The 18286-nt window shown below is 56.4% G+C and carries 14 protein-coding genes; 8 read left to right on the top strand and 6 right to left on the bottom strand.

The window, feature by feature from the left end:
- Nucleotides 1–2: 2 nt before the first annotated feature.
- The 4 genes from ntrC to glnA form a co-directional block, all read right to left on the bottom strand.
- A complete protein-coding gene (ntrC, locus tag FDP08_RS19850; RefSeq protein WP_137438042.1) occupies nt 3–1430 on the bottom strand; it encodes a nitrogen regulation protein NR(I) in 1428 nt (475 codons plus the stop codon).
- Nucleotides 1427–2509 (bottom strand): nitrogen regulation protein NR(II), encoded by a 1083-nt coding sequence (gene glnL, locus FDP08_RS19845; protein WP_137438041.1) that lies wholly within the window; start codon nt 2507–2509, stop codon nt 1427–1429. The genes ntrC and glnL overlap by 4 nt, the downstream gene beginning before the upstream one ends.
- Before the next feature lie 326 nt (nt 2510–2835).
- The gene (locus tag FDP08_RS19840) at nt 2836–3366 is read right to left on the bottom strand and encodes a DUF4124 domain-containing protein (RefSeq protein ID WP_137438040.1); all 531 of its coding nucleotides are present in this window, start codon (nt 3364–3366) and stop codon (nt 2836–2838) included.
- Nucleotides 3367–3540: 174 nt separating this feature from the next.
- Nucleotides 3541–4944 carry a glutamate--ammonia ligase gene (gene glnA, locus FDP08_RS19835; protein ID WP_137438039.1) on the bottom strand — a complete coding sequence of 468 codons (1404 nt, stop codon included), beginning with the start codon at nt 4942–4944 and terminating at the stop codon, nt 3541–3543.
- Nucleotides 4945–5502: 558 nt separating this feature from the next.
- Between glnA and typA the strand changes: the two genes are divergently transcribed.
- From typA to FDP08_RS19810, 5 genes are all read left to right on the top strand, one after another.
- A complete protein-coding gene (gene typA, locus FDP08_RS19830) occupies nt 5503–7314 on the top strand; it encodes a translational GTPase TypA (protein WP_137438038.1) in 1812 nt (603 codons plus the stop codon).
- 100 nt (nt 7315–7414) lie between these two features.
- A complete protein-coding gene (gene pip, locus FDP08_RS19825; protein WP_137438037.1) occupies nt 7415–8377 on the top strand; it encodes a prolyl aminopeptidase in 963 nt (320 codons plus the stop codon).
- Nucleotides 8378–8482: 105 nt separating this feature from the next.
- Complete coding sequence (gene dtd, locus FDP08_RS19820) at nt 8483–8941, top strand: D-aminoacyl-tRNA deacylase (protein WP_137438036.1); 459 nt, start codon at nt 8483–8485, stop codon at nt 8939–8941.
- A gap of 506 nt (nt 8942–9447) precedes the next feature.
- On the top strand, nt 9448–10482 hold the full coding sequence (locus tag FDP08_RS19815; protein ID WP_137438035.1) for a porin: 1035 nt from the start codon (nt 9448–9450) through the stop codon (nt 10480–10482).
- Nucleotides 10483–10585: 103 nt separating this feature from the next.
- A complete protein-coding gene (locus FDP08_RS19810) occupies nt 10586–11443 on the top strand; it encodes a CYTH domain-containing protein (protein WP_137438034.1) in 858 nt (285 codons plus the stop codon).
- A gap of 16 nt (nt 11444–11459) precedes the next feature.
- Here the strand turns inward: FDP08_RS19810 and FDP08_RS19805 are convergent, their stop codons facing one another.
- Nucleotides 11460–12635 carry an ion channel gene (locus FDP08_RS19805; RefSeq protein WP_137438033.1) on the bottom strand — a complete coding sequence of 392 codons (1176 nt, stop codon included), beginning with the start codon at nt 12633–12635 and terminating at the stop codon, nt 11460–11462.
- A gap of 81 nt (nt 12636–12716) precedes the next feature.
- Between FDP08_RS19805 and glnE the strand changes: the two genes are divergently transcribed.
- The 3 genes from glnE to FDP08_RS19790 all read left to right on the top strand — a co-directional run bounded on the left by glnE (nt 12717) and on the right by FDP08_RS19790 (nt 17079).
- Nucleotides 12717–15623 carry a bifunctional [glutamate--ammonia ligase]-adenylyl-L-tyrosine phosphorylase/[glutamate--ammonia-ligase] adenylyltransferase gene (gene glnE, locus FDP08_RS19800; RefSeq protein ID WP_137438032.1) on the top strand — a complete coding sequence of 969 codons (2907 nt, stop codon included), beginning with the start codon at nt 12717–12719 and terminating at the stop codon, nt 15621–15623.
- An 88-nt stretch (nt 15624–15711) separates the two neighbouring features.
- Nucleotides 15712–16638, top strand: a complete 927-nt coding sequence (locus FDP08_RS19795; protein WP_137438031.1) for a branched-chain amino acid transaminase — start codon at nt 15712–15714, stop codon at nt 16636–16638.
- A 36-nt stretch (nt 16639–16674) separates the two neighbouring features.
- Nucleotides 16675–17079: a DUF6165 family protein gene (locus tag FDP08_RS19790; protein ID WP_137438030.1), complete on the top strand. Its 405-nt coding sequence runs from the start codon at nt 16675–16677 to the stop codon at nt 17077–17079.
- 63 nt (nt 17080–17142) lie between these two features.
- Here the strand turns inward: FDP08_RS19790 and FDP08_RS19785 are convergent, their stop codons facing one another.
- Nucleotides 17143–18207, bottom strand: a complete 1065-nt coding sequence (locus FDP08_RS19785) for a glycosyltransferase family 9 protein (RefSeq protein WP_137438091.1) — start codon at nt 18205–18207, stop codon at nt 17143–17145.
- Nucleotides 18208–18286: the final 79 nt, after the last annotated feature.

Below are 18286 nucleotides of genomic sequence, written 5' to 3'. Positions count from 1 at the left end.
GTTCAGTCCTCTTCCCCCTCCGGGTGATCCATCCCCAGCTCGTTAATCTTCCGCGTCAACGTATTCCGACCCCAGCCCAGCAGGATGGAAGCATCCCGACGACGACCGCCGGTATGTTTCAGCGCTGTTTCGATCATGATGCGCTCAAACTCCGGTACAGCCGTATCGAGAATCGCTTTTCGTCCGCGCTTTAATTCCTGCTCGGCCCAGTTTCGCAAACCTTCCTGCCAGGTCTGGCCCGTCGCCGGAGCTTCTGCCTGCTGCATCAGCTCCGGTGGAAGATCATCTATGTGAACCTCGCGGCCACTGGCCATCACGGTCAGCCAGCGGCAGGTGTTTTCCAGCTGGCGGACATTGCCGGGCCAGGGCAGGGTGGTCAGGTATTCTTCCGCTTCCGGGCGTAGCAGTTTGGTTTCCACCGCCAGTTCCTTGGCTGCGCGTTTGAGGAAGTGCTCCATCAGTCGGGGGATGTCTTCCCGGCGTTCCGCCAGTTTGGGCAGGTGTACCCGGATCACGTTCAGGCGATGGAACAGGTCTTCCCGGAAGGTGCCGGCCTGGACCAGTTTTTCCAGGTCCTGGTGTGTGGCGGCGATGATGCGTACGTCCACCTTGATGGGTGTGGTACCGCCCACCCGGTAGAATTCGCCGTCGGCCAGTACCCGTAACAGCCGAGTTTGGGTGTCGGCAGGCATATCGCCGATTTCATCCAGAAACAGGGTGCCGCCGTTGGCTTGCTCGAAACGCCCCTGTCTGGCGGCAGCGGCGCCGGTGAAAGCGCCTTTCTCATGGCCGAACAGCTCGGACTCGATCAGGTCCTTGGGGATGGCTGCCATGTTCAGCGCGATAAACGGGCGGCTGGCCCGGGGGCTGTGGTTGTGCAGGGCCTGAGCCACCAGTTCTTTACCGGTGCCACTTTCGCCGTTGATCAGTACGGTGATGTTGGAGTGCGACAGGCGCCCAATGGCCCTGAAGACTTCCTGCATGGCGGGCGCTTCACCAATGATCTCGGTATTGCGTTGGGTGCTCTCGGCCTGGGGCTCTGAGGTGGCCCTGCGCTCATGGCTATGAGCTACTGCCCGCTTCACAAGGGCGACAGCGTCATCCACATCAAAGGGCTTGGGCAGGTATTCGAAGGCGCCGGTCTGGTAGCTGGTTACCGCGCTTTCCAGGTCGGAGTGGGCGGTCATGATGATCACCGGCAGGTCCGGGTGCACCTCAACAATCTGGGACAGCAGGGTGATGCCGTCCACGCCGGGCATGCGGATATCGCTGATGATGGCGTCCGGCTGTTCGTGCTCCAGCCGCATCATGATGCTTTCACCGCTTTCAAACACCCGGGGCTGCATACCGGCCTGGTTCAGGGCGCGCTCCAGCACCCAGCGTATACTGCGGTCGTCGTCAATGATCCAGACGTTTGCCGGTTGGCTCATAGGTTGTCCTCCAGGGGCAGGAAGATGATGAAGTCGGTTTCGCCGGGCTGGCTCTCACATTCAACCAGCCCGTGATGTTGCCCGATGATGCTCTGGGTGATGGACAAGCCAAGGCCGGTCCCACTCGCCCGTCCACTGATCATCGGGTAGAAAACGTTCTGCAACAGGTCTGGTGGTATGCCGGGCCCGTTATCGATCACATCCACGCGGCAAACCAGACGATGGCGTTTGTGGCCGATGGTGAACTGTCGTAGCGCGCGGGTGCGGAAGGTGATGGTTGGCTGCTCATTGCCAGACCTCTCTGCCTGGTTTTCGAAGGCGGCTTCCATGGCGTTACGGGCGATGTTGAGAAAGGCCTGGATCAGCTGCTCCTTGTCGCCCTGGAATTCCGGAAGGCTGGGGTCGTAATCACGGCGGAAGGTCAGCCGGCCGCGGCTTTCCGCCTCCAGCAAGGTTTTCACCCGTTCGAGCACTTCATGAATGTTGGTGGGGGCAAGTTTCGGCGCTTTGTTGGGGCCCAGCATTCTGTCCACCAGGGATCTGAGGCGATCGGCTTCTGCAATAATGACCTGGGTGTATTCCTTCTGGCCTTCATCATTCAGTTCCCGGTCCAGAAGCTGCGCAGCTCCCCGAATGCCACCCAGCGGGTTCTTGATCTCGTGGGCCATACCCCGCACCAGAATCCGGGTGGTTTCCTGCTGGGATATGATGTCCTCTTCCCGGCTGATGCGCAGTAGCCGATCCCGTGGCTGTATTTCGATCAGCAACTCGGCAGGGTCCAGACTGATGGGCGATACCGAGTAGTCAACAGTTAGTCGCAGACCGCTGGTGAGCACGAATTCTGCTTCACGGCGGGTGTAGGACTGACCGTTCTCCGCGGCGGCGTACAGGGTTTTCAGGGCGTCTTTAGAGTCGATCAGAATGTCGTTGATCGGGGCGCCCTGGCTTCGGGTAATGCTGGTTTCAAACAGACTCTCGGCGGCAGGATTCAGGTACTGGATCTGCAAGCCTTCCCTCAGCACAATCACCGCGGTGGTAAGGCTGTCCAGTATGCTTTTGTATCCGGCCGGTATTGCCATGCTTCCATCCCTTTTGGTGGGCAATGCTGAGTACTCACGCAGTTTTGCAAAAAGCGAACCACATTGGAGGATTGCAGCGTTGAAAATGCGCATTTTGCGGGCATTGCGGTTTGACGGCCCGTAAACGCGCCGTTGTGTAGTGCATAAGTCTTATTGTGCCGGTCAGAATGCCGGCCGGGCGCCCTGTGAATGGTCAGAGTATGGCTGCTTTGTGGTGCGAGCGCACTAAAATAGTGCGTTGTGTGGGGTGGAATGGCCGCATCGGCCCGACAGGGTATGATATCCATGTGCCCTCTCCAGGGAGGAGAGGGCTCCGGAAAGGTGCGTCAGTTGTTAACGCTGGGCCGGTGAATGGTGAAAGTAATGGTTTCGCCGCTTTTGATGGTGACACCGTCGCTGTCAACGATGTTGACGCCGGCGTCGTGGGTGCCCCGGTAGACGTTGCGCACCATAACGGTTCCGGATTGACTCTGGCCGACAGGCTGGCCATCCAGGGTGACTTCGTACTTGTGATTGTTCCGCAGTGAGGGGGAACTGGTAACCTGGAATTCCACGTTGCCACTGCCGCTGTGGAAGGCCTCATCATCGCCAGGGGCGACGAATGTCACGCTGTCGTACGCCGCGCCTTCCTGTTCCACCTTTTGCCTGAGCCTTTCGGGTTCCCGGACCGCCTCGGGTTTGGGCAGGGTGACGGTGGTTACCGGCTTGACCTTGATCTCTTCAGCTTCGGTACCTTCTACAGGTTCGTCGGTATAGGTGACGTTGCCCTGAGCATCAACCTGACGATACACCTCTGCAGAAAGGGGGAAGGCGACGAAAGCGATAATGCCTGCGACATATGCGAGCCGTGGTTTCATAGATACAACCTGTCTGTTGTTTTATCCGATTATCTGCGCCAGGCCCATGTATTTCAACGCCATTCCTGCCGTGCTTGGTTACATTACGTTAAGGGGGGCGGGCTGTTGTGATTGCGGGCACAAAAAAGCCCCGCGCGGGGCGGGGCTTCTCTGACTGCTGGCGCCTGTGGCGTCTTAGCAGGAGTAGTACAGCTCAAACTCGACCGGGTGTGTGGTCATGTTGAGCTTTTCAACTTCGCCACGCTTCAGGTCAATGTAGCCACCGATCATGTCTTCGGTGAACACGCCGCCACGGGTCAGGAACTCGTGGTCCGCTTCGAGGCAGTCCAGGGCTTCCTGGAACGTCTCGGCAACGGTGGGGATGTTCAGGGCTTCTTCCTTCGGCAGATCGTACAGATCCTTGTCCATGGCATCGCCAGGGTGGATCTTGTTCTGGATGCCGTCGAGGCCAGCCATCATCAGCGCTGCAAAGGCCAGGTACGGGTTGGCAGAAGCATCCGGGAAGCGAACCTCGATTCGACGGCCCTTCGGGCTGTTGACGTACGGGATACGGATAGAGGCGGAACGGTTGCGGGCGGAGTAGGCCAGCATTACCGGTGCTTCAAAGCCCGGAACCAGACGCTTGTAGCTGTTGGTAGAAGCGTTGGTGAAGGCGTTGATGGACTTGGAGTGCTTGATAATGCCGCCAATGTAGTAAATGGCCATCTCGCTCAGACCGGCATAGCCGTCGCCTGCGAACAGGTTCTTGCCATCCTTGTTCAGGGACATGTGTACGTGCATACCGGAACCGTTGTCACCGACAACCGGCTTGGGCATAAAGGTAGCTGTTTTGCCGTAGGCATGGGCTACGTTGTGCACGCAGTACTTCAGGATCTGAACTTCGTCAGCTTTCTTGGTCAGGGTGTTGGCGCCAACACCGATTTCACACTGGCCAGCGGTGCCGACTTCGTGGTGGTGCACTTCAATGACCAGGCCCATGGACTCCATGGCCGCACACATAGCGCCACGCAGGTCGTGCAGGCTGTCTACCGGTGGTACCGGGAAGTAGCCGCCTTTGACGCCCGGACGGTGGCCAATGTTATTGCGATCGAATTCTTCGCCGGATACCCAGGCCGCTTCTTCAGAATGCAGTTCGTACATGGCACCCTGCATATCGACTTTCCAGCGGGCGGAGTCGAAAACGAAGAATTCGGGCTCCGGACCGAACAGTGCGCCGTCAGCGATGCCGGTGGACTTCAGGTATTCTTCGGCGCGCTTGGCAACCGAGCGCGGGTCCCGCTCATAGCCCTGCATGGTGGAGGGCTCGACGATGTCGCAGGTGATGTTAATGGTGGTTTCTTCAGTGAACGGATCCAGCACAGAGGTTTCGTCAACCGGCATCAGGATCATGTCGGATTCGTTAATGCCCTTCCAGCCAGAGATGGAGGAGCCATCGAACATCTTGCCGTCGGCGAAGAAATCCTCATCAACCTCGGTTGCGGGCAGGGTTACGTGCTGCTCTTTACCGCGGCTGTCAGTGAATCGCATGTCGACCCATTTGACTTCGTGTTCTTTGATCAGATCAATCGTCTTGGACATTGTGCAAGCTCCGTCAGTTATCCCGCAGGGCGGGCGATTTCTGTGTACGTTGTTGCCGGATCGTTCAGCGGTGCTGACTCCCGATCTTTCTTTCAGGTTGGGCAGCTTATCAAAAGCTGTTCCTTCTTACCTGCAAATTCGGCTGCCTGAAGTGAAGCAATAGGCTTGCCAGTTTTTAAGGCATGCTCCACAAGGGCGCAGTTACAGGGTTTTCGGGCTGTTTTGGAGCGATCGTCATGACGGCATTGGCTGGCTCGCCCTTTTGTGGTGCATTAAAAGAGTGCGCGCACTGAAAAAATGCACCATACCTGTGCGCGAGGCCTGCCAGCCCCATAGGCGTTTTTCTTCATATAAACGCAATGAAGTTTGCTATATACTGCGCGCCACTTCATTTTAGACCCGGAAATTCAGCGCAACCGCTGAGTCTCGTCAGGGTGCACCCGGGCTGCCCGGCCTGGCAAATGAAATTCATTTTACGGATTTGAGACGGCATGTAAGGGGCATAGCGCCTGCTGAAGACCGCTCAGGTCATTCAGTGCATGCTGCAGGAATATTGTTGTGATAGATAAACTTCGTAATATCGCCATTATCGCCCACGTCGATCATGGCAAAACCACGCTGGTGGACCAGTTGTTGCGCCAATCCGGTACGCTGGACCGCAAAGAGCTCGAAAGTGAGCGCGTGATGGATTCCAACGACCAGGAAAAGGAACGCGGCATTACCATCCTGGCCAAGAACACCGCGCTGAAATGGCACGACTACGACATCAACATCGTCGACACCCCGGGCCACGCCGACTTCGGTGGTGAAGTAGAGCGTGTGATGAGCATGGTGGATTGCGTGCTGCTGGTGGTTGATTCCATTGACGGGCCGATGCCACAGACCCGTTTTGTCACCCAGAAAGCCTTTGATGCCGGCCTGCATCCGATTGTGGTCGTGAACAAGATTGACCGTCCGGGTGCCCGCCCGGACTGGGTGGTGGATCAGGTGTTTGATCTGTTCGACAACCTGGGTGCCAGTGACGAGCAACTGGATTTTCCGATTGTCTTTGCCAGTGCCCTGAACGGCATCGCCGGGATGGATCATGAAAAGCTGGACGACAACATGGATGCGGTTTTCCAGGCCATTGTCGACCACGTACCCGCGCCACAAGTCGATCGCGATGGTCCATTCCAGATGCAGATTTCCCAGCTCGACTACAACAGCTTCCTGGGTGTTATCGGGATTGGCCGCATCAGGCGTGGCAAGGTCAAAACCAACTCCCCGGTGACGGCTATCGGTGCCGATGGCAAGAAGCGTCAGGGCCGAATCCTCAAGATCATGGGCCACTCCGGTCTGCAGCGTGTCGAAGTCGACGAGGCGCAGGCAGGTGATATTATCTGCGTCAGCGGCATGGATGAGCTGTATATCTCCGACACGCTGTGCGACCAGGCTGCCGTCGAAGCCCTGCCGCCGCTGACGGTGGACGAGCCAACGGTTTCCATGACCTTCCAGGTCAACGATTCGCCGTTCTGTGGCAGGGAAGGCAAGTTCGTCACCAGCCGCAACATCAAGGAGCGCCTGGAGAAGGAGCTGCTTCACAACGTCGCTTTGCGCGTTGAAGAGGGCGAGTCCGCAGACAAGTTCAAGGTATCCGGTCGTGGCGAACTGCACCTGTCGGTGTTGATCGAGAACATGCGCCGGGAAAACTTCGAGCTCGCCGTGGGTCGTCCGGAAGTGGTTATCCGTGAGATTGACGGGGTAAAGCAAGAGCCCTATGAGAACGTGATCATCGACATTGAAGAGCAGCACCAGGGTGCTCTCATGGACCAGATGGGTTTCCGCAAGGGTGACCTGACCAATATGGTTCCGGACGGCAAGGGGCGTATGCGCCTTGAATATACGATTCCGGCGCGTGGTCTCATCGGCTTCCGTAACTCTTTCCTGACCATGACATCCGGCTCGGGCATTCTGACGTCGACCTTCAGCCATTACGGTCCGATCAAGAGCGGTGATATGACCAGCCGCCAGAACGGTGTGCTCGTCTCGATGGCAACCGGTGCGGCGCTGACCTATTCGCTGGAAACGCTGCAGAGCCGTGGCAAGCTGTTCCTGGATCCGGGGCAGGAAGTTTATGAAGGCCAGTTATGCGGCATTCACAGCCGTGATAATGACCTGGTGGTCAACCCCACCAAGGGCAAGAAGCTGGACAACATGCGTGCCTCCGGCAAGGACGAAGTTATCGCCCTGGTGCCGCCCATCAAGTTTACCCTTGAGCAGGCACTGGAGTTTATTGATGAAGACGAATTGGTGGAGGTAACTCCCAAATCGATTCGTCTGCGCAAGAAGCTCCTTACTGAAAACGAGCGCAAGCGCGCCCACAAGAAGTAATTTCAGTGCGGTAACAACAAGAGAAAGGGGCAGATGACATCTGCCCCTTTTTCGTTCACTTCAGCTAAACTCCGGTTACATCCTTTTTCCGGAGCGTTTTATGCTCACCCTGTTTCCCGACATCAAGCCCAATGCCCGGCATCGTCTTGCGGTGGACCCTCCCCACGAACTCTATGTGGAAGAAAGTGGTAACCCGGATGGCATTCCGGTGCTCGTTGTTCACGGCGGCCCGGGAGGCGGTTGCGAGGATTATTACCGTCGGTTTTTTGATGCTGAACGGTATCGGATCATCCTGATGGACCAGCGTGGCGCAGGGCGCTCCAGTCCGCTGGCGGCATTCGATGGTAACACCACGCAAAAACTGGTGGAGGACATGGAAACGGTCCGTTCGTTTCTTGGTATTACCCAGTGGATTCTGTTCGGAGGCAGTTGGGGTTCCACTTTGAGCCTGGTTTACGCGCAGTCCCACCCGGACAGAGTGCTCGGCCTGGTGCTGAGGGGCATCTTTCTGTGCCGCCCCAAGGATATACACTGGTTTTACCAGGAGGGTGCCAGCCGTGTATTTCCCGACTACTGGCAGGATTTCCTGGCGCCCATTCCCGAGAATGAGCGGGATGATCTGGTATCCGCCTATTATCGGCGCCTCACCAGCACTAACGAGCTTGAGCAGATTCAGGCTGCAAAGGCCTGGTCCATCTGGGAGGGGCGGTGTGCGACCCTGCATCCGAATCCCAGGGTGGTGGAGCATTTCGGTCACCCCCACGTGGCGATCGCACTGGCCCGGATTGAATGCCACTATTTTATGAACAGCGCCTTTCTGGAGGACAATCAGATCATCCGTGATGCCGGCGCCCTGAAAGACATCCCCGGCATCATCATTCACGGCCGTTACGACATGGTTTGCCCCCTGGATAATGCCCTTGCCCTGAGTGAGGCGTGGCCAGAAGCGGACCTGAGAATCATTCGGGATGCCGGCCATTCTGCCTCTGAGCCGGCGATTGTCGATGCGTTGATGCGAGGCGTAGATGAGGTGGCTGCAAGGCTTGATGGCAGCGCCGAATAGGCACCGCTTCGCACAACCAACAAATACCCCTTAAGAGGGGTTGCGGCGAGCCTGTGGCGTGGATAAACTCCCGCAGAACTTTTAAGTCCTTCCGCAGGGAGTTCAATGAAAGGACTGATACAGCGAGTTACTCACGCCAGCGTTACCGTTGATAAACAGACTGTCTCCGCCATAAAAGCAGGCCTTTTGCTGTTGCTCGGGGTTGAGAAGTCGGATAGTCCGGAAACCGCAGAAAAACTCTGCCGCAAAGTGGTCAATTACCGGGTATTTCCCGATGACCAGGGACGGATGAATCGCAGCCTGCTTGATACAGGTGGCTCCCTCCTCGTTGTACCCCAGTTTACCCTTGCTGCTGATACCCAATCGGGCACTCGCCCCGGATTTTCCGTTGCTGCCTCTCCAGATCACGCCGAAGCTATGTTTCAGGCGTTCCTGGCGGTGTCAGAACAGCATCTGGGAAGTGCTGCTGTTGGTCGTGGGCAGTTTGGTGCCGATATGAAAGTGGCTCTGGAGAATGACGGGCCTGTCACTTTTCTGCTTGAGGTAGGGGGTGAGCCGGGGTGAGGGTAGGTACATGCACTGAGTTGGCGCAAGTGGCTGGTTGCTGTCCTTTTCTGGTGCGGCGTGATTCCGATGTAATGACGCTTTTTGTTTCTCCGGCCCACTTTTTTTGGTTAACTTATTGAAAATAAAAGGGCGGCTTTATAGTGGCACCGGATTTGAACAGTAGCTGGCCAGGGGGCGACCGTGTTTGTGAGCATACATATGTCCCCTGATAAACCCGGTAGAGCTAAAAGGCGCCAATGAAAAAGATTTGCAAAAAAGAGTTGGTTGTATTAAAACTGCTTCATCACTCAAAGCTTTAAGAAAAAGCTGTAAGTGATTGACGTGAAAAGGCCCAGCTTGGTCTTTACAAAAAAACAAAGAAAAAGAATTATTATTGCTTTGTCATAAAAATGACATGGTAAATACACAGAATAGGGCCAAACCAGCCCGACTGGTGAAGTCTGAAGAGCGGGAATTGAACCCGACGCTAAAACCTGAGTTAACTCAATAAAGGAAGACGCAACATGAAAAAAACGCTCATCGCATCTGCTATTGCAGCCGCAACTTTCTCCGGCAGCGCGCTGGCACAGACTACTGCTTCAGCTTCCGAGCTGGCAGCTCGCATGGACTCCATGCCGACCGTTTACGGTAATATTCAGTATGTTCTCTATAACGACAACTTTGATGGCGGCCCCTCAAGCTTAGAGCACGCTGATAACGGTTCAACTCTGGGTGTGAAGCACGAGCACGAAATTGCTCCGGGCATCACTGGTTTCTTCAAGCTTGAGCTCGAAGGTATCAACGCCGATGACAAAGACGCGGAAAATGACAATGCGGGTCTGAACGAGCTGGACGAAGCCTACATTGGTGTTAAGGGCGATTCTTTCGGCCAGGTATGGGTTGGTTCTGACGACTCAACCTATGAGCGAGCTGTTACGGAAATTTCCGAGTTCTACGAAGTGGCTCTGCTGAACCAGGGCGTTGACTATACCACTGGCGAAGGCGACCTGATCCAGTACATGTCACCGTCTTTCGGCGGGCTGAGCCTGTGGGCGGCCGTGCAAGTTAATGGTGACAATGACACCAAGGCTGGAAGCGACAAATCCTTCCCGTACCAGTTGGCTGCTGTTTACGAGATGGACGCTCTGGAACTGGCTGCGGCCGTTGACTCTAACGACACCAGCGATGGTAACAACGAAAACACATATGGTCTGCGTGCAAGTTTCGACGCGGACGCTCTTCGTGTGACTGGTGAATTCCACACTCGTAAAGATGCTTCCGACACCTTCGGTGTGATCGGTTACTACACCATTGGTGCTAATCAGTTTGCCCTGTCATACGAGCTGACGCAGTATGACGATGAGTCCAGCTTTGGTGATGTCGATTCCGACACCATCACTCTTCAGGCTTTGCACAACATCTCCGACCACATGTACGTCTACTTCGAAGGCTACCTGGGTGGCGGTGACGACGTGTATGAGTACGAAGATGAACTGGGTAATACTGCCTTTACCGACGAGCGCTCCATCGCCTCTGTCGGTGCTGTTTACTACTTCTGATCAGCTAACCAGCTAGTCACCAAGTAGTCGAAAAACCGGCAGCCTTCGGGCTGCCGGTTTTTTTATGTATGCTGATATCACATTCCTCATGTCAGGAGGGGCGATGGCCCAGGAACTGGAAATCAAACTCAGCGTGGCGCAGTCCGATCTCGACCGGGCGGTGGCTTGGCTGTTGAGCCAGCCAAATACCAATCCATCAGACACCTTGCGGTTGGGCAACACCTATTACGACACGCCCAACGGTGATCTCAACCGGCAGAAAATCGCCCTGCGGATCCGCAAAATGGGCGACAAAACCATCCAGACTCTGAAAACCCGAGGCGAATTCGTGGATGGTGCCCACCGTCGGCAGGAGTGGGAGTGGCCATTGATAGGTACCAGGCTCAAAATGGGGTTGATTGCCGATACGCCCGTGGGGCAAAGCGTGAACCTTGCTGAGTTGCAACCCGTGTTTGAAACCAACTTCGAGCGCCGGGTGGTTATGATTGAGCAGGGGGAAAGCCTGATTGAGGTTGCCATTGATTCCGGGGAAATTGTGGCTGGCGGCCAGTCACGCCCGCTGAACGAAATTGAATTCGAGCTCAAGGCAGGGGATGCATCTGCCTTGCTTACCTGGGCACGTAGGCTGGCAGACGAAGTGCCGGTATTCCTGAACCTCGTCAGCAAAGCAGAGCAGGGGTATTACCTGGCGGGGCTCTATCAACCAACTCAAGAGGCGGGTGCGGGTTCAGAACTGGCAGTGAGCGATTTTCTGTTTCTTCTAAGTGTTTCATGGCTGACCGGCCAGCCGTTTCCTGTCGAAGAAGATGAACTTGGCGCGATAAGCGGCCTGGCGACAGAGCGCGGCGTAGAAAGGCTGTATCAGCAAGTAATGCGTGCCCTGGCCGATGGTGTACCTGTCAGCGATCTGGTCTCTGGCAAGGAACTCGGTCAGCTGCAACTGGCCATTGCTGCAGGCTAGCAACCTTGCGGGCTGGTTATTGGTCGGTTGCCTTTGCTGCAATGGCTTCCTCCTCTGCCGCCTGATCCTGCAGGTCGTGCCATTTCTTGATAAATTCTCGATAGCGGTCCAGGGCTTCCTCCACCACACTTACGTCAGGTGTTTCACTGGATTTCACGAGCACGATCAGTCCCTTGCCTTCGACTTCCTGGTCCGTCGGCGGGTGGCAGACCACCTCGTTATTTTCATCAATGAATGCCAATGCCGTGCCGATGCCGTGGCGGATAAGCGCACTGACGATGTCTGCCCAGGTGAGGTCGTCCAGATCGATCTCGTAACGATGGGGGTGATCGTTCTGATAGTTGAACAGATCCTCCAGGACTTTTTCCGACCCCGGTGCCACTACCGATCGCACCATGATTTCGGGATAGGTCCGGACCGGTCTGATAACGGTGCGAACGCCCATCGCTGTGAAGCGGTCACGGTTTTCATCACGAACGCATTCTGCCGTGATCTTCTGCCCCAGGTTGGACTCACTCAATCGGTGGGCAATATCAAAGGTCAGGCTGTCTGAAGTAGGGTCGGCCTCGTCGGAAGCCAATATAATAATGTGGCGAGCACTTCCGGCATGGACTGCCTTAAGCGCCGCTGGGTCACTGCCGGTACCGTGGAAGTGAACCAGGCCGTTGTCTGCCAATTCCGGGGGGAGTCCCTCGGGAAAGTGCTGCGTCAGTATCATGATGGGAACAGTTTCATAGCCTGGTACGGCGCGCATCTGGGAGGCAAAGCGTGAAAAGTACTGCTCGCCGCCAGTCTGTGGTGTGTTGATGATAACAATGTGATCTTTCATGGCGTATACCCAGCGTCCGGTTAAGATGCGTTCCCGGCGGTAGAACCGGTATTCAATATAGTCACTGACAATTAGCGTTAACAGGGTGATGGCCCCTACGAACATCATGAGGATAGTGCTGATTCTGCCTACGTAGGTTTTCGGGGCAAAGTCGCCATAACCTACGGTCACCAGCGTGGTCATGGTCATCCACGTGGATTCAAACAGGTTGAGATCCTCAGCCGCCCAGATAATCAGTACCTGGGCAATCAGCAGTCCTGCAAGAATAATGAAAAGCCGCTTGATGCGTGACTGGATAAGCCCGGACATGGGCAGGTGGGACAGCTGGTGTTCCGGGTTCAGCGGCCGGCGATTCCTCTGCATCGGTGTCCTTACAACGGTTCAGTCGGGGGAGAGTTCGTTATACAGTACGGGAAATATAACAGACACACAGGGGTTTGCATTATGTCTGAGCCTTGGCGCTCACTACCGACGGTGTTGGCGGATGATGTGGCCGGCACCTGGCACTCGGTGTTTCCGGAAGGCGTGCCGGAGTTCCTGCGTACCTCCGGTGGCGTTTCCGATGAAGATGTGGCCCAGGCCCTGGCCCGCAGCCTGTTCTTGAAGCAAACCCTGGAACGTCATTCGGACCAGGTTGAATCTCTGTGCCGCTCACGGCCGCTGAGAGAGCCCACCACCAAGGATTACCTGAGCGAGCGCTGGCAGGAGTTCCTGGCGGAAGTGACGGATGAGACCAGCCTCCATGTTGCACTGAGACGCTTCCGGATGGAGACCCAGTTCCGGATTATCTGGCGGGACCTGATGCGCTGGGCAGATATGGCCGAAACCATCGCCGCCACCAGCGACTTTGCCGACATCAGCATCCAGGCCGCCCTGGACTGGCTGTATGACGACACTTGCGAGCAGTCAGGAACCCCCTGGGGCATGAACCCTGCCACTGGCGAGGAGGGTCCGCAGCCTTTGATCGTCCTGGGGATGGGCAAACTGGGCGGACATGAGCTCAATGTGTCCTCTGATATTGATCTTATCTTTGCGTTCCCGGGTAAAGGTGAGACCCGTGGTGGGCGCCGATCCATCGATAATCAGCAGTTCTTTATCCGCCTGGGGCAGCGGCTGATCCAGGCGCTGGACCAGATTACCGCTGACGGCTTTGTGTTTCGCGTGGACATGCGCCTGCGGCCCTATGGGCAGAGTGGAGCACTGGCCCTGAGCTTTGCCGCCCTGGAAACCTATTACCAGGATCAGGGTCGGGACTGGGAGCGCTATGCCATGGTCAAGGCCCGGGTAGTGGCCGGTGATCAGGAAGTCGGCCAGGTGTTGATGGACAGCCTGAAGCCCTTTGTTTACCGCAAGTATATTGATTTCAGCGCGTTTGAGTCCCTGCGCAGCATGAAGTCCATGATCAGCCGGGAAGTCCGGCGCAAAGGCCTGGAAAACAATATCAAGCTCGGCAATGGTGGAATCCGCGAGATTGAGTTCGTGGTTCAGGCCTTCCAGCTTATAAGAGGCGGCCGCGACCGGGAGCTGCAGCAGCGTGAACTGCTGGTGATCCTCAAAGAGCTGGAAGAGCTGGAACTGTTGCCGTCGCAGGTGGTGAAAGAGCTGAGGGCTGCTTACATTTTCCTTCGCAATCTGGAACACGCCCTCCAGGGAATGGAAGACAAGCAGACCCAACTGCTGCCGGATAATGACCTGGCCCGTGCTCGTGTCGCTCTGATCATGGGATTTGACGATTGGGCATCCTGCACTGAGGCGTTGGAAAAACATCGCGAAAGGGTGGCGACGCACTTCGCGGACATCATTGCCATTGAGGACGAGGAACACGAAACCGCTGCACTTGATGAAGGCTGGCAGGAACTCTGGCTGGGCGAAATGGATGAAGAGGCCGCGACTGCCTGGCTCCGCGAGCACGATTTCGAGGATCCGGAAGGCAGCTATTCCGCCCTGAGTGACCTGCGTGGAACCCGCACTCTGCAAACGTTGCAGACCCAGGGGCGGCAGAGGCTCAACAAGTTCATGCCGGTGTTGCTGGAAGCGCTCACTCACGTGGAAGGCCCGTCCCAGACCCTGTCCCGCGTTCTGCAACTGGTGGAAGCCATCCTGCGCAGGACAGCCTACATGGTGCTGCTGATGGAGAACCCGGGTGCGCGAACACAACTGGTGCGCTTGTGCAGTGAGAGCCCCTGGATTGCCAGCCAGCTGGCGGAAACGCCCCTGCTGCTGGATGAACTGTTGAATGCGGAGAGCCTGTACAGTCCGCCCGCGAAAACCGAACTCCAGGACGACCTGCGCCAGCAAATGCTGCGGATTCCCTTCGAGGATCTCGAAGAGCAGATGGAAACCCTGCGGCACTTCAAGAAGGCTCACATCCTGCGAGTGGCCGCCTCAGAGATCCGGGAAACCCTGCCGCTGATGAAAGTCAGCGATTATCTGACCTGGATTGCCGAAGTGGTGCTGGACCATGTGGTGGACGTTGCCTTTGCCAACCTGGTCAGCCGCCATGGTTATCCACGGCGCAAGGATGGCTCTGTCTGTGATACCGATTTCGCCATCATTGGTTATGGCAAGCTGGGGGGTATCGAGCTGGGTTACACCTCCGACCTGGACCTGGTATTTATTCATGACGCTGATCCCGAGCAATCGACAAACGGCGAAAAGCCCATCGACAACGCGGTGTTCTACACCCGGCTGGGGCAGCGCATTGTGCACATCCTTAATACCCAGACTCCTTCGGGTCAGCTCTACGAAGTGGACATGCGCCTGCGTCCCTCTGGCAATTCCGGGCTGTTGGTCAGCACTTTGACGGCTTTCGAGAAATACCAGCGCAACGATGCCTGGACCTGGGAGCATCAGGCCCTGGCCCGTGCTCGCGGGGTGGCCGGCTGCAAGGAGACTCTGGACGCTTTTGAAAAGCTGCGCAGCGACATACTGTGCCAGCAACGAGACCGGGACAAGCTGCGGGAAGAGGTGGTCAATATGCGCGAAAAGATGCGCACAACGCTTGGCACACCGCAGGTCGAGGGCAAGAAACCGGAGGTTTTTCACACCAAGCACGATTTCGGCGGCATTATCGATATCGAGTTCATGGTGCAGTACCTGATGCTGGCCTGGTGTTCCGAGCATCCGGAGCTGACCCAGTGGTCCGATAATATTCGCCAGATGGAGGAATTGGGCCGGGCAGGGGTATTACCGGTTGAGGACACGGAAAAGCTGCGAGAGGCCTATATTACCCTGCGCTCCACCATTCACCGCCGGGCGTTGCAGAACCTGAACAGCCAGGTGTCAGGGGATGCGTTTCCCGAGGAGCGTGCCTACATCCAGAGTATGTGGAATCGAGTGATGTTGGGGTGATATTAGAGTGATTGCGCCTCTTCGTAAGCCCGGGATTTCCTGCTAGAATGCCGGCATCCCGAAAAAGAGCGCTTTAGGAGCAGAAACAATGTCGATGGCTGATCGTGATGGCTTCATCTGGATGGATGGTGAAATGGTTCCCTGGCGGGAAGCCAAAACGCACGTGCTGACTCATACTCTGCACTACGGCCTGGGCTGTTTCGAGGGTGTGCGCGCCTACAGCACCGACAAAGGCGCCGCAATTTTCCGCCTGAAAGAACACACCGACCGCCTGTTCCGCTCCGCCCACATCCTGAACATGAAAATGCCGTTCAGCAAGGACGAGCTGAATGCCGCCCAGTGCGCAGCGGTAAGGGACAATAATCTGGATGAAGCCTACCTGCGCCCAATGGCGTTCCTGGGCTCCGAGGGTATGGGCCTGCGTGCAGACAATCTGAAGGTGCACGTAATGGTAGCCGCCTGGAGCTGGCCGTCGTACATGTCACCGGAGGCGAAGGAACTGGGCATCAAGGTTCGCACCTCGTCCTACACTCGTCACCACGTCAACATCACCATGTGTAAGGCGAAGGCCAACGGCAACTATATCAACTCCATGCTGGCCCTGAACGAGGCTATTTCCGGTGGTGCGGAAGAAGCCCTGTTGCTGGATAACGAAGGCTATGTTGCCGAGGGTTCCGGCGAGAACATCTTCATCCTGCGCGATGGCGTTCTCCACACTCCGGAGCTGACCTCCTGTCTGGAAGGCATTACCCGGGCCACTATCCTTGAATTCGCCAAGGAGCTGAACATCCCGGTGAAAGAACGCCGTATCACCCGTGATGAAGTCTACATCGCGGACGAAGCCTTCTTTACCGGTACCGCCGCCGAAGTATTGCCCATCCGTGAACTGGACGGCCGCGTGATCGGTGCTGGCAAACGTGGCCCGATGACGGAGAAGCTGCAGGGTATGTATTTCGATGCCGTGAAGGGCAAGAGTGCAGCCCATTCACAGTGGCTGACATCGGTTAACGGCTAACTACGTACCCATTAACAACACCTGCAGGAAGAGCAAATGGCAGACGTTATCAAAGTGCCGGTCTCCTTCGGCGAAGTGCTGGACAAGATCACCATTCTGGAAATCAAATCCGAACGGATTGCTGACCCGGAGAAAGTCAAAAACGTTCGTCTGGAACTTGATGAACTAAGTGGTACCTGGAACGAGGCCGTGCAGGACCAGGCCGCAATCGCGGATCTGCGGAAGCAGTTGAAGGCCGTCAACGAGGAGCTCTGGGAAATCGAAGACGACATTCGTGACCAGGAAGCCGCTCAGGACTTCGGGCCGAAGTTCATCGAACTGGCCCGCGCCGTTTACGTTACCAACGACAAACGCGCCGCCATCAAAAAAGAAGTTAACGTGGCCCTGGGCTCCCGCTTTGTCGAAGAAAAGTCCTACCAGGACTACACCGCCCGCAAATAACGGTCTCTCTACCGTAGGTCGGATTAGCTCAGCGTAATCCGACAAATCAGAAGCGGCGCCAAGTCACCCCGAATCCGGCGCCGCTTTAATTTCCGCTCCCTGTTTTTCTTCAATCCACCGATCCAGCATCCCGGTAACATCCTCCACTGTCACCATCTCCATCGCCCCCTCAAACTCCGCCTTGGCCCCCCAGCGCGCCTCATTAACCGTTTTCCCCGTAAACCGCTCCAACGCCTCCGGATAACGATTCACACACCAATCAAGCGAATTGTAAGGCCCGGAACGATAAGGGTTACTGGCTGCGTAAATACCAAGCACGTCAGTACCCATGGCACTGGCGATATGCGCCGGCCCGGTATCCGGCGCCACCGCAAGATCAGCATGGCTCAGCAGAGCAGTCAGTTGCTTCAGCGTATCCTTGCCACAAATGTTGTGTGCCTGCTCTTCCATCGCATTTTCAATGGAATCGCAAAATTGGGCCTCAAAAGGCGCCGGGCTCCCCACCAGAATGACCTTCATACCATGAACACGAACAGCATGATCTGCCAATCGGGCATACCGCTCCGCTGGCCAGTTGCGCAGTATGTGGCTGGCACAGGGGCTGATCACAAGGTTCTTGCGGTCGTTTGCCAGTTGCTGGCGTGCAAAGGCATGATCTTCCGGACTCAGAGGGATGACCCATTTTGGTGCGGCCGGTTTCAGCCCCAGCGGCTCCAGAAAACTTGCCAGGCAATCCCGCACATGCTGTTGGGGTGCCGGGGCGATCCGACGGTTAATGAAGAGACTGTGCAGGTCCTTGCTGCGGGCCTTGTCGTAACCAACCTTCACTTTGGCAGGGATCATCGCCGCTGCCAGGTTGGCGCGGAATGCCACCTGCATGTGGAGGAGTGCATCGAATTTTTGGGCTTTCAAAGTGTTGCGTAAGTCCGCGTAGCCCTTGCGGCCGGCCTTCTTGTCAAAAACGACAAACTCGACACCCGGGAGGTCCCCAATCAATTTGGCTTCAATCTTGCCTATGACCCAGGTGATTTTGACGCCAGGTAACTGCTCCTGAAGACTCAGGACCACAGGGATGACATGAGTGACGTCGCCAATGGCGGAGAGGCGTAATATGCAGATGGAGTTGATCAAGTTACGGTCCGTTTCCAATCTTTAACTGCTGGATGTGGAGCCGGGCGGGGCTCGTTGGTAAACTGTGCGCCATTCT

The organism is Marinobacter panjinensis, assembly GCF_005298175.1.
In the GTDB taxonomy this organism is placed as follows: Bacteria; Pseudomonadota; Gammaproteobacteria; order Pseudomonadales; family Oleiphilaceae; genus Marinobacter; species Marinobacter panjinensis.
Note: the sequence above shows the minus strand (reverse complement) of the source record. Positions and strands in the feature narration are given on the sequence as shown.

Coding starts and splice junctions, on each gene's coding strand:
- ntrC (WP_137438042.1), bottom strand. CDS start 1,430: ATGAGCCAACCGGCAAACGTCTGGATCATTGACGACGACCGCAGTATA.
- glnL (WP_137438041.1), bottom strand. CDS start 2,509: ATGGCAATACCGGCCGGATACAAAAGCATACTGGACAGCCTTACCACC.
- FDP08_RS19840 (WP_137438040.1), bottom strand. CDS start 3,366: ATGAAACCACGGCTCGCATATGTCGCAGGCATTATCGCTTTCGTCGCC.
- glnA (WP_137438039.1), bottom strand. CDS start 4,944: ATGTCCAAGACGATTGATCTGATCAAAGAACACGAAGTCAAATGGGTC.
- pip (WP_137438037.1), top strand. CDS start 7,415: ATGCTCACCCTGTTTCCCGACATCAAGCCCAATGCCCGGCATCGTCTT.
- dtd (WP_137438036.1), top strand. CDS start 8,483: ATGAAAGGACTGATACAGCGAGTTACTCACGCCAGCGTTACCGTTGAT.
- FDP08_RS19815 (WP_137438035.1), top strand. CDS start 9,448: ATGAAAAAAACGCTCATCGCATCTGCTATTGCAGCCGCAACTTTCTCC.
- FDP08_RS19810 (WP_137438034.1), top strand. CDS start 10,586: ATGGCCCAGGAACTGGAAATCAAACTCAGCGTGGCGCAGTCCGATCTC.
- FDP08_RS19805 (WP_137438033.1), bottom strand. CDS start 12,635: ATGCAGAGGAATCGCCGGCCGCTGAACCCGGAACACCAGCTGTCCCAC.
- glnE (WP_137438032.1), top strand. CDS start 12,717: ATGTCTGAGCCTTGGCGCTCACTACCGACGGTGTTGGCGGATGATGTG.
- FDP08_RS19795 (WP_137438031.1), top strand. CDS start 15,712: ATGTCGATGGCTGATCGTGATGGCTTCATCTGGATGGATGGTGAAATG.
- FDP08_RS19790 (WP_137438030.1), top strand. CDS start 16,675: ATGGCAGACGTTATCAAAGTGCCGGTCTCCTTCGGCGAAGTGCTGGAC.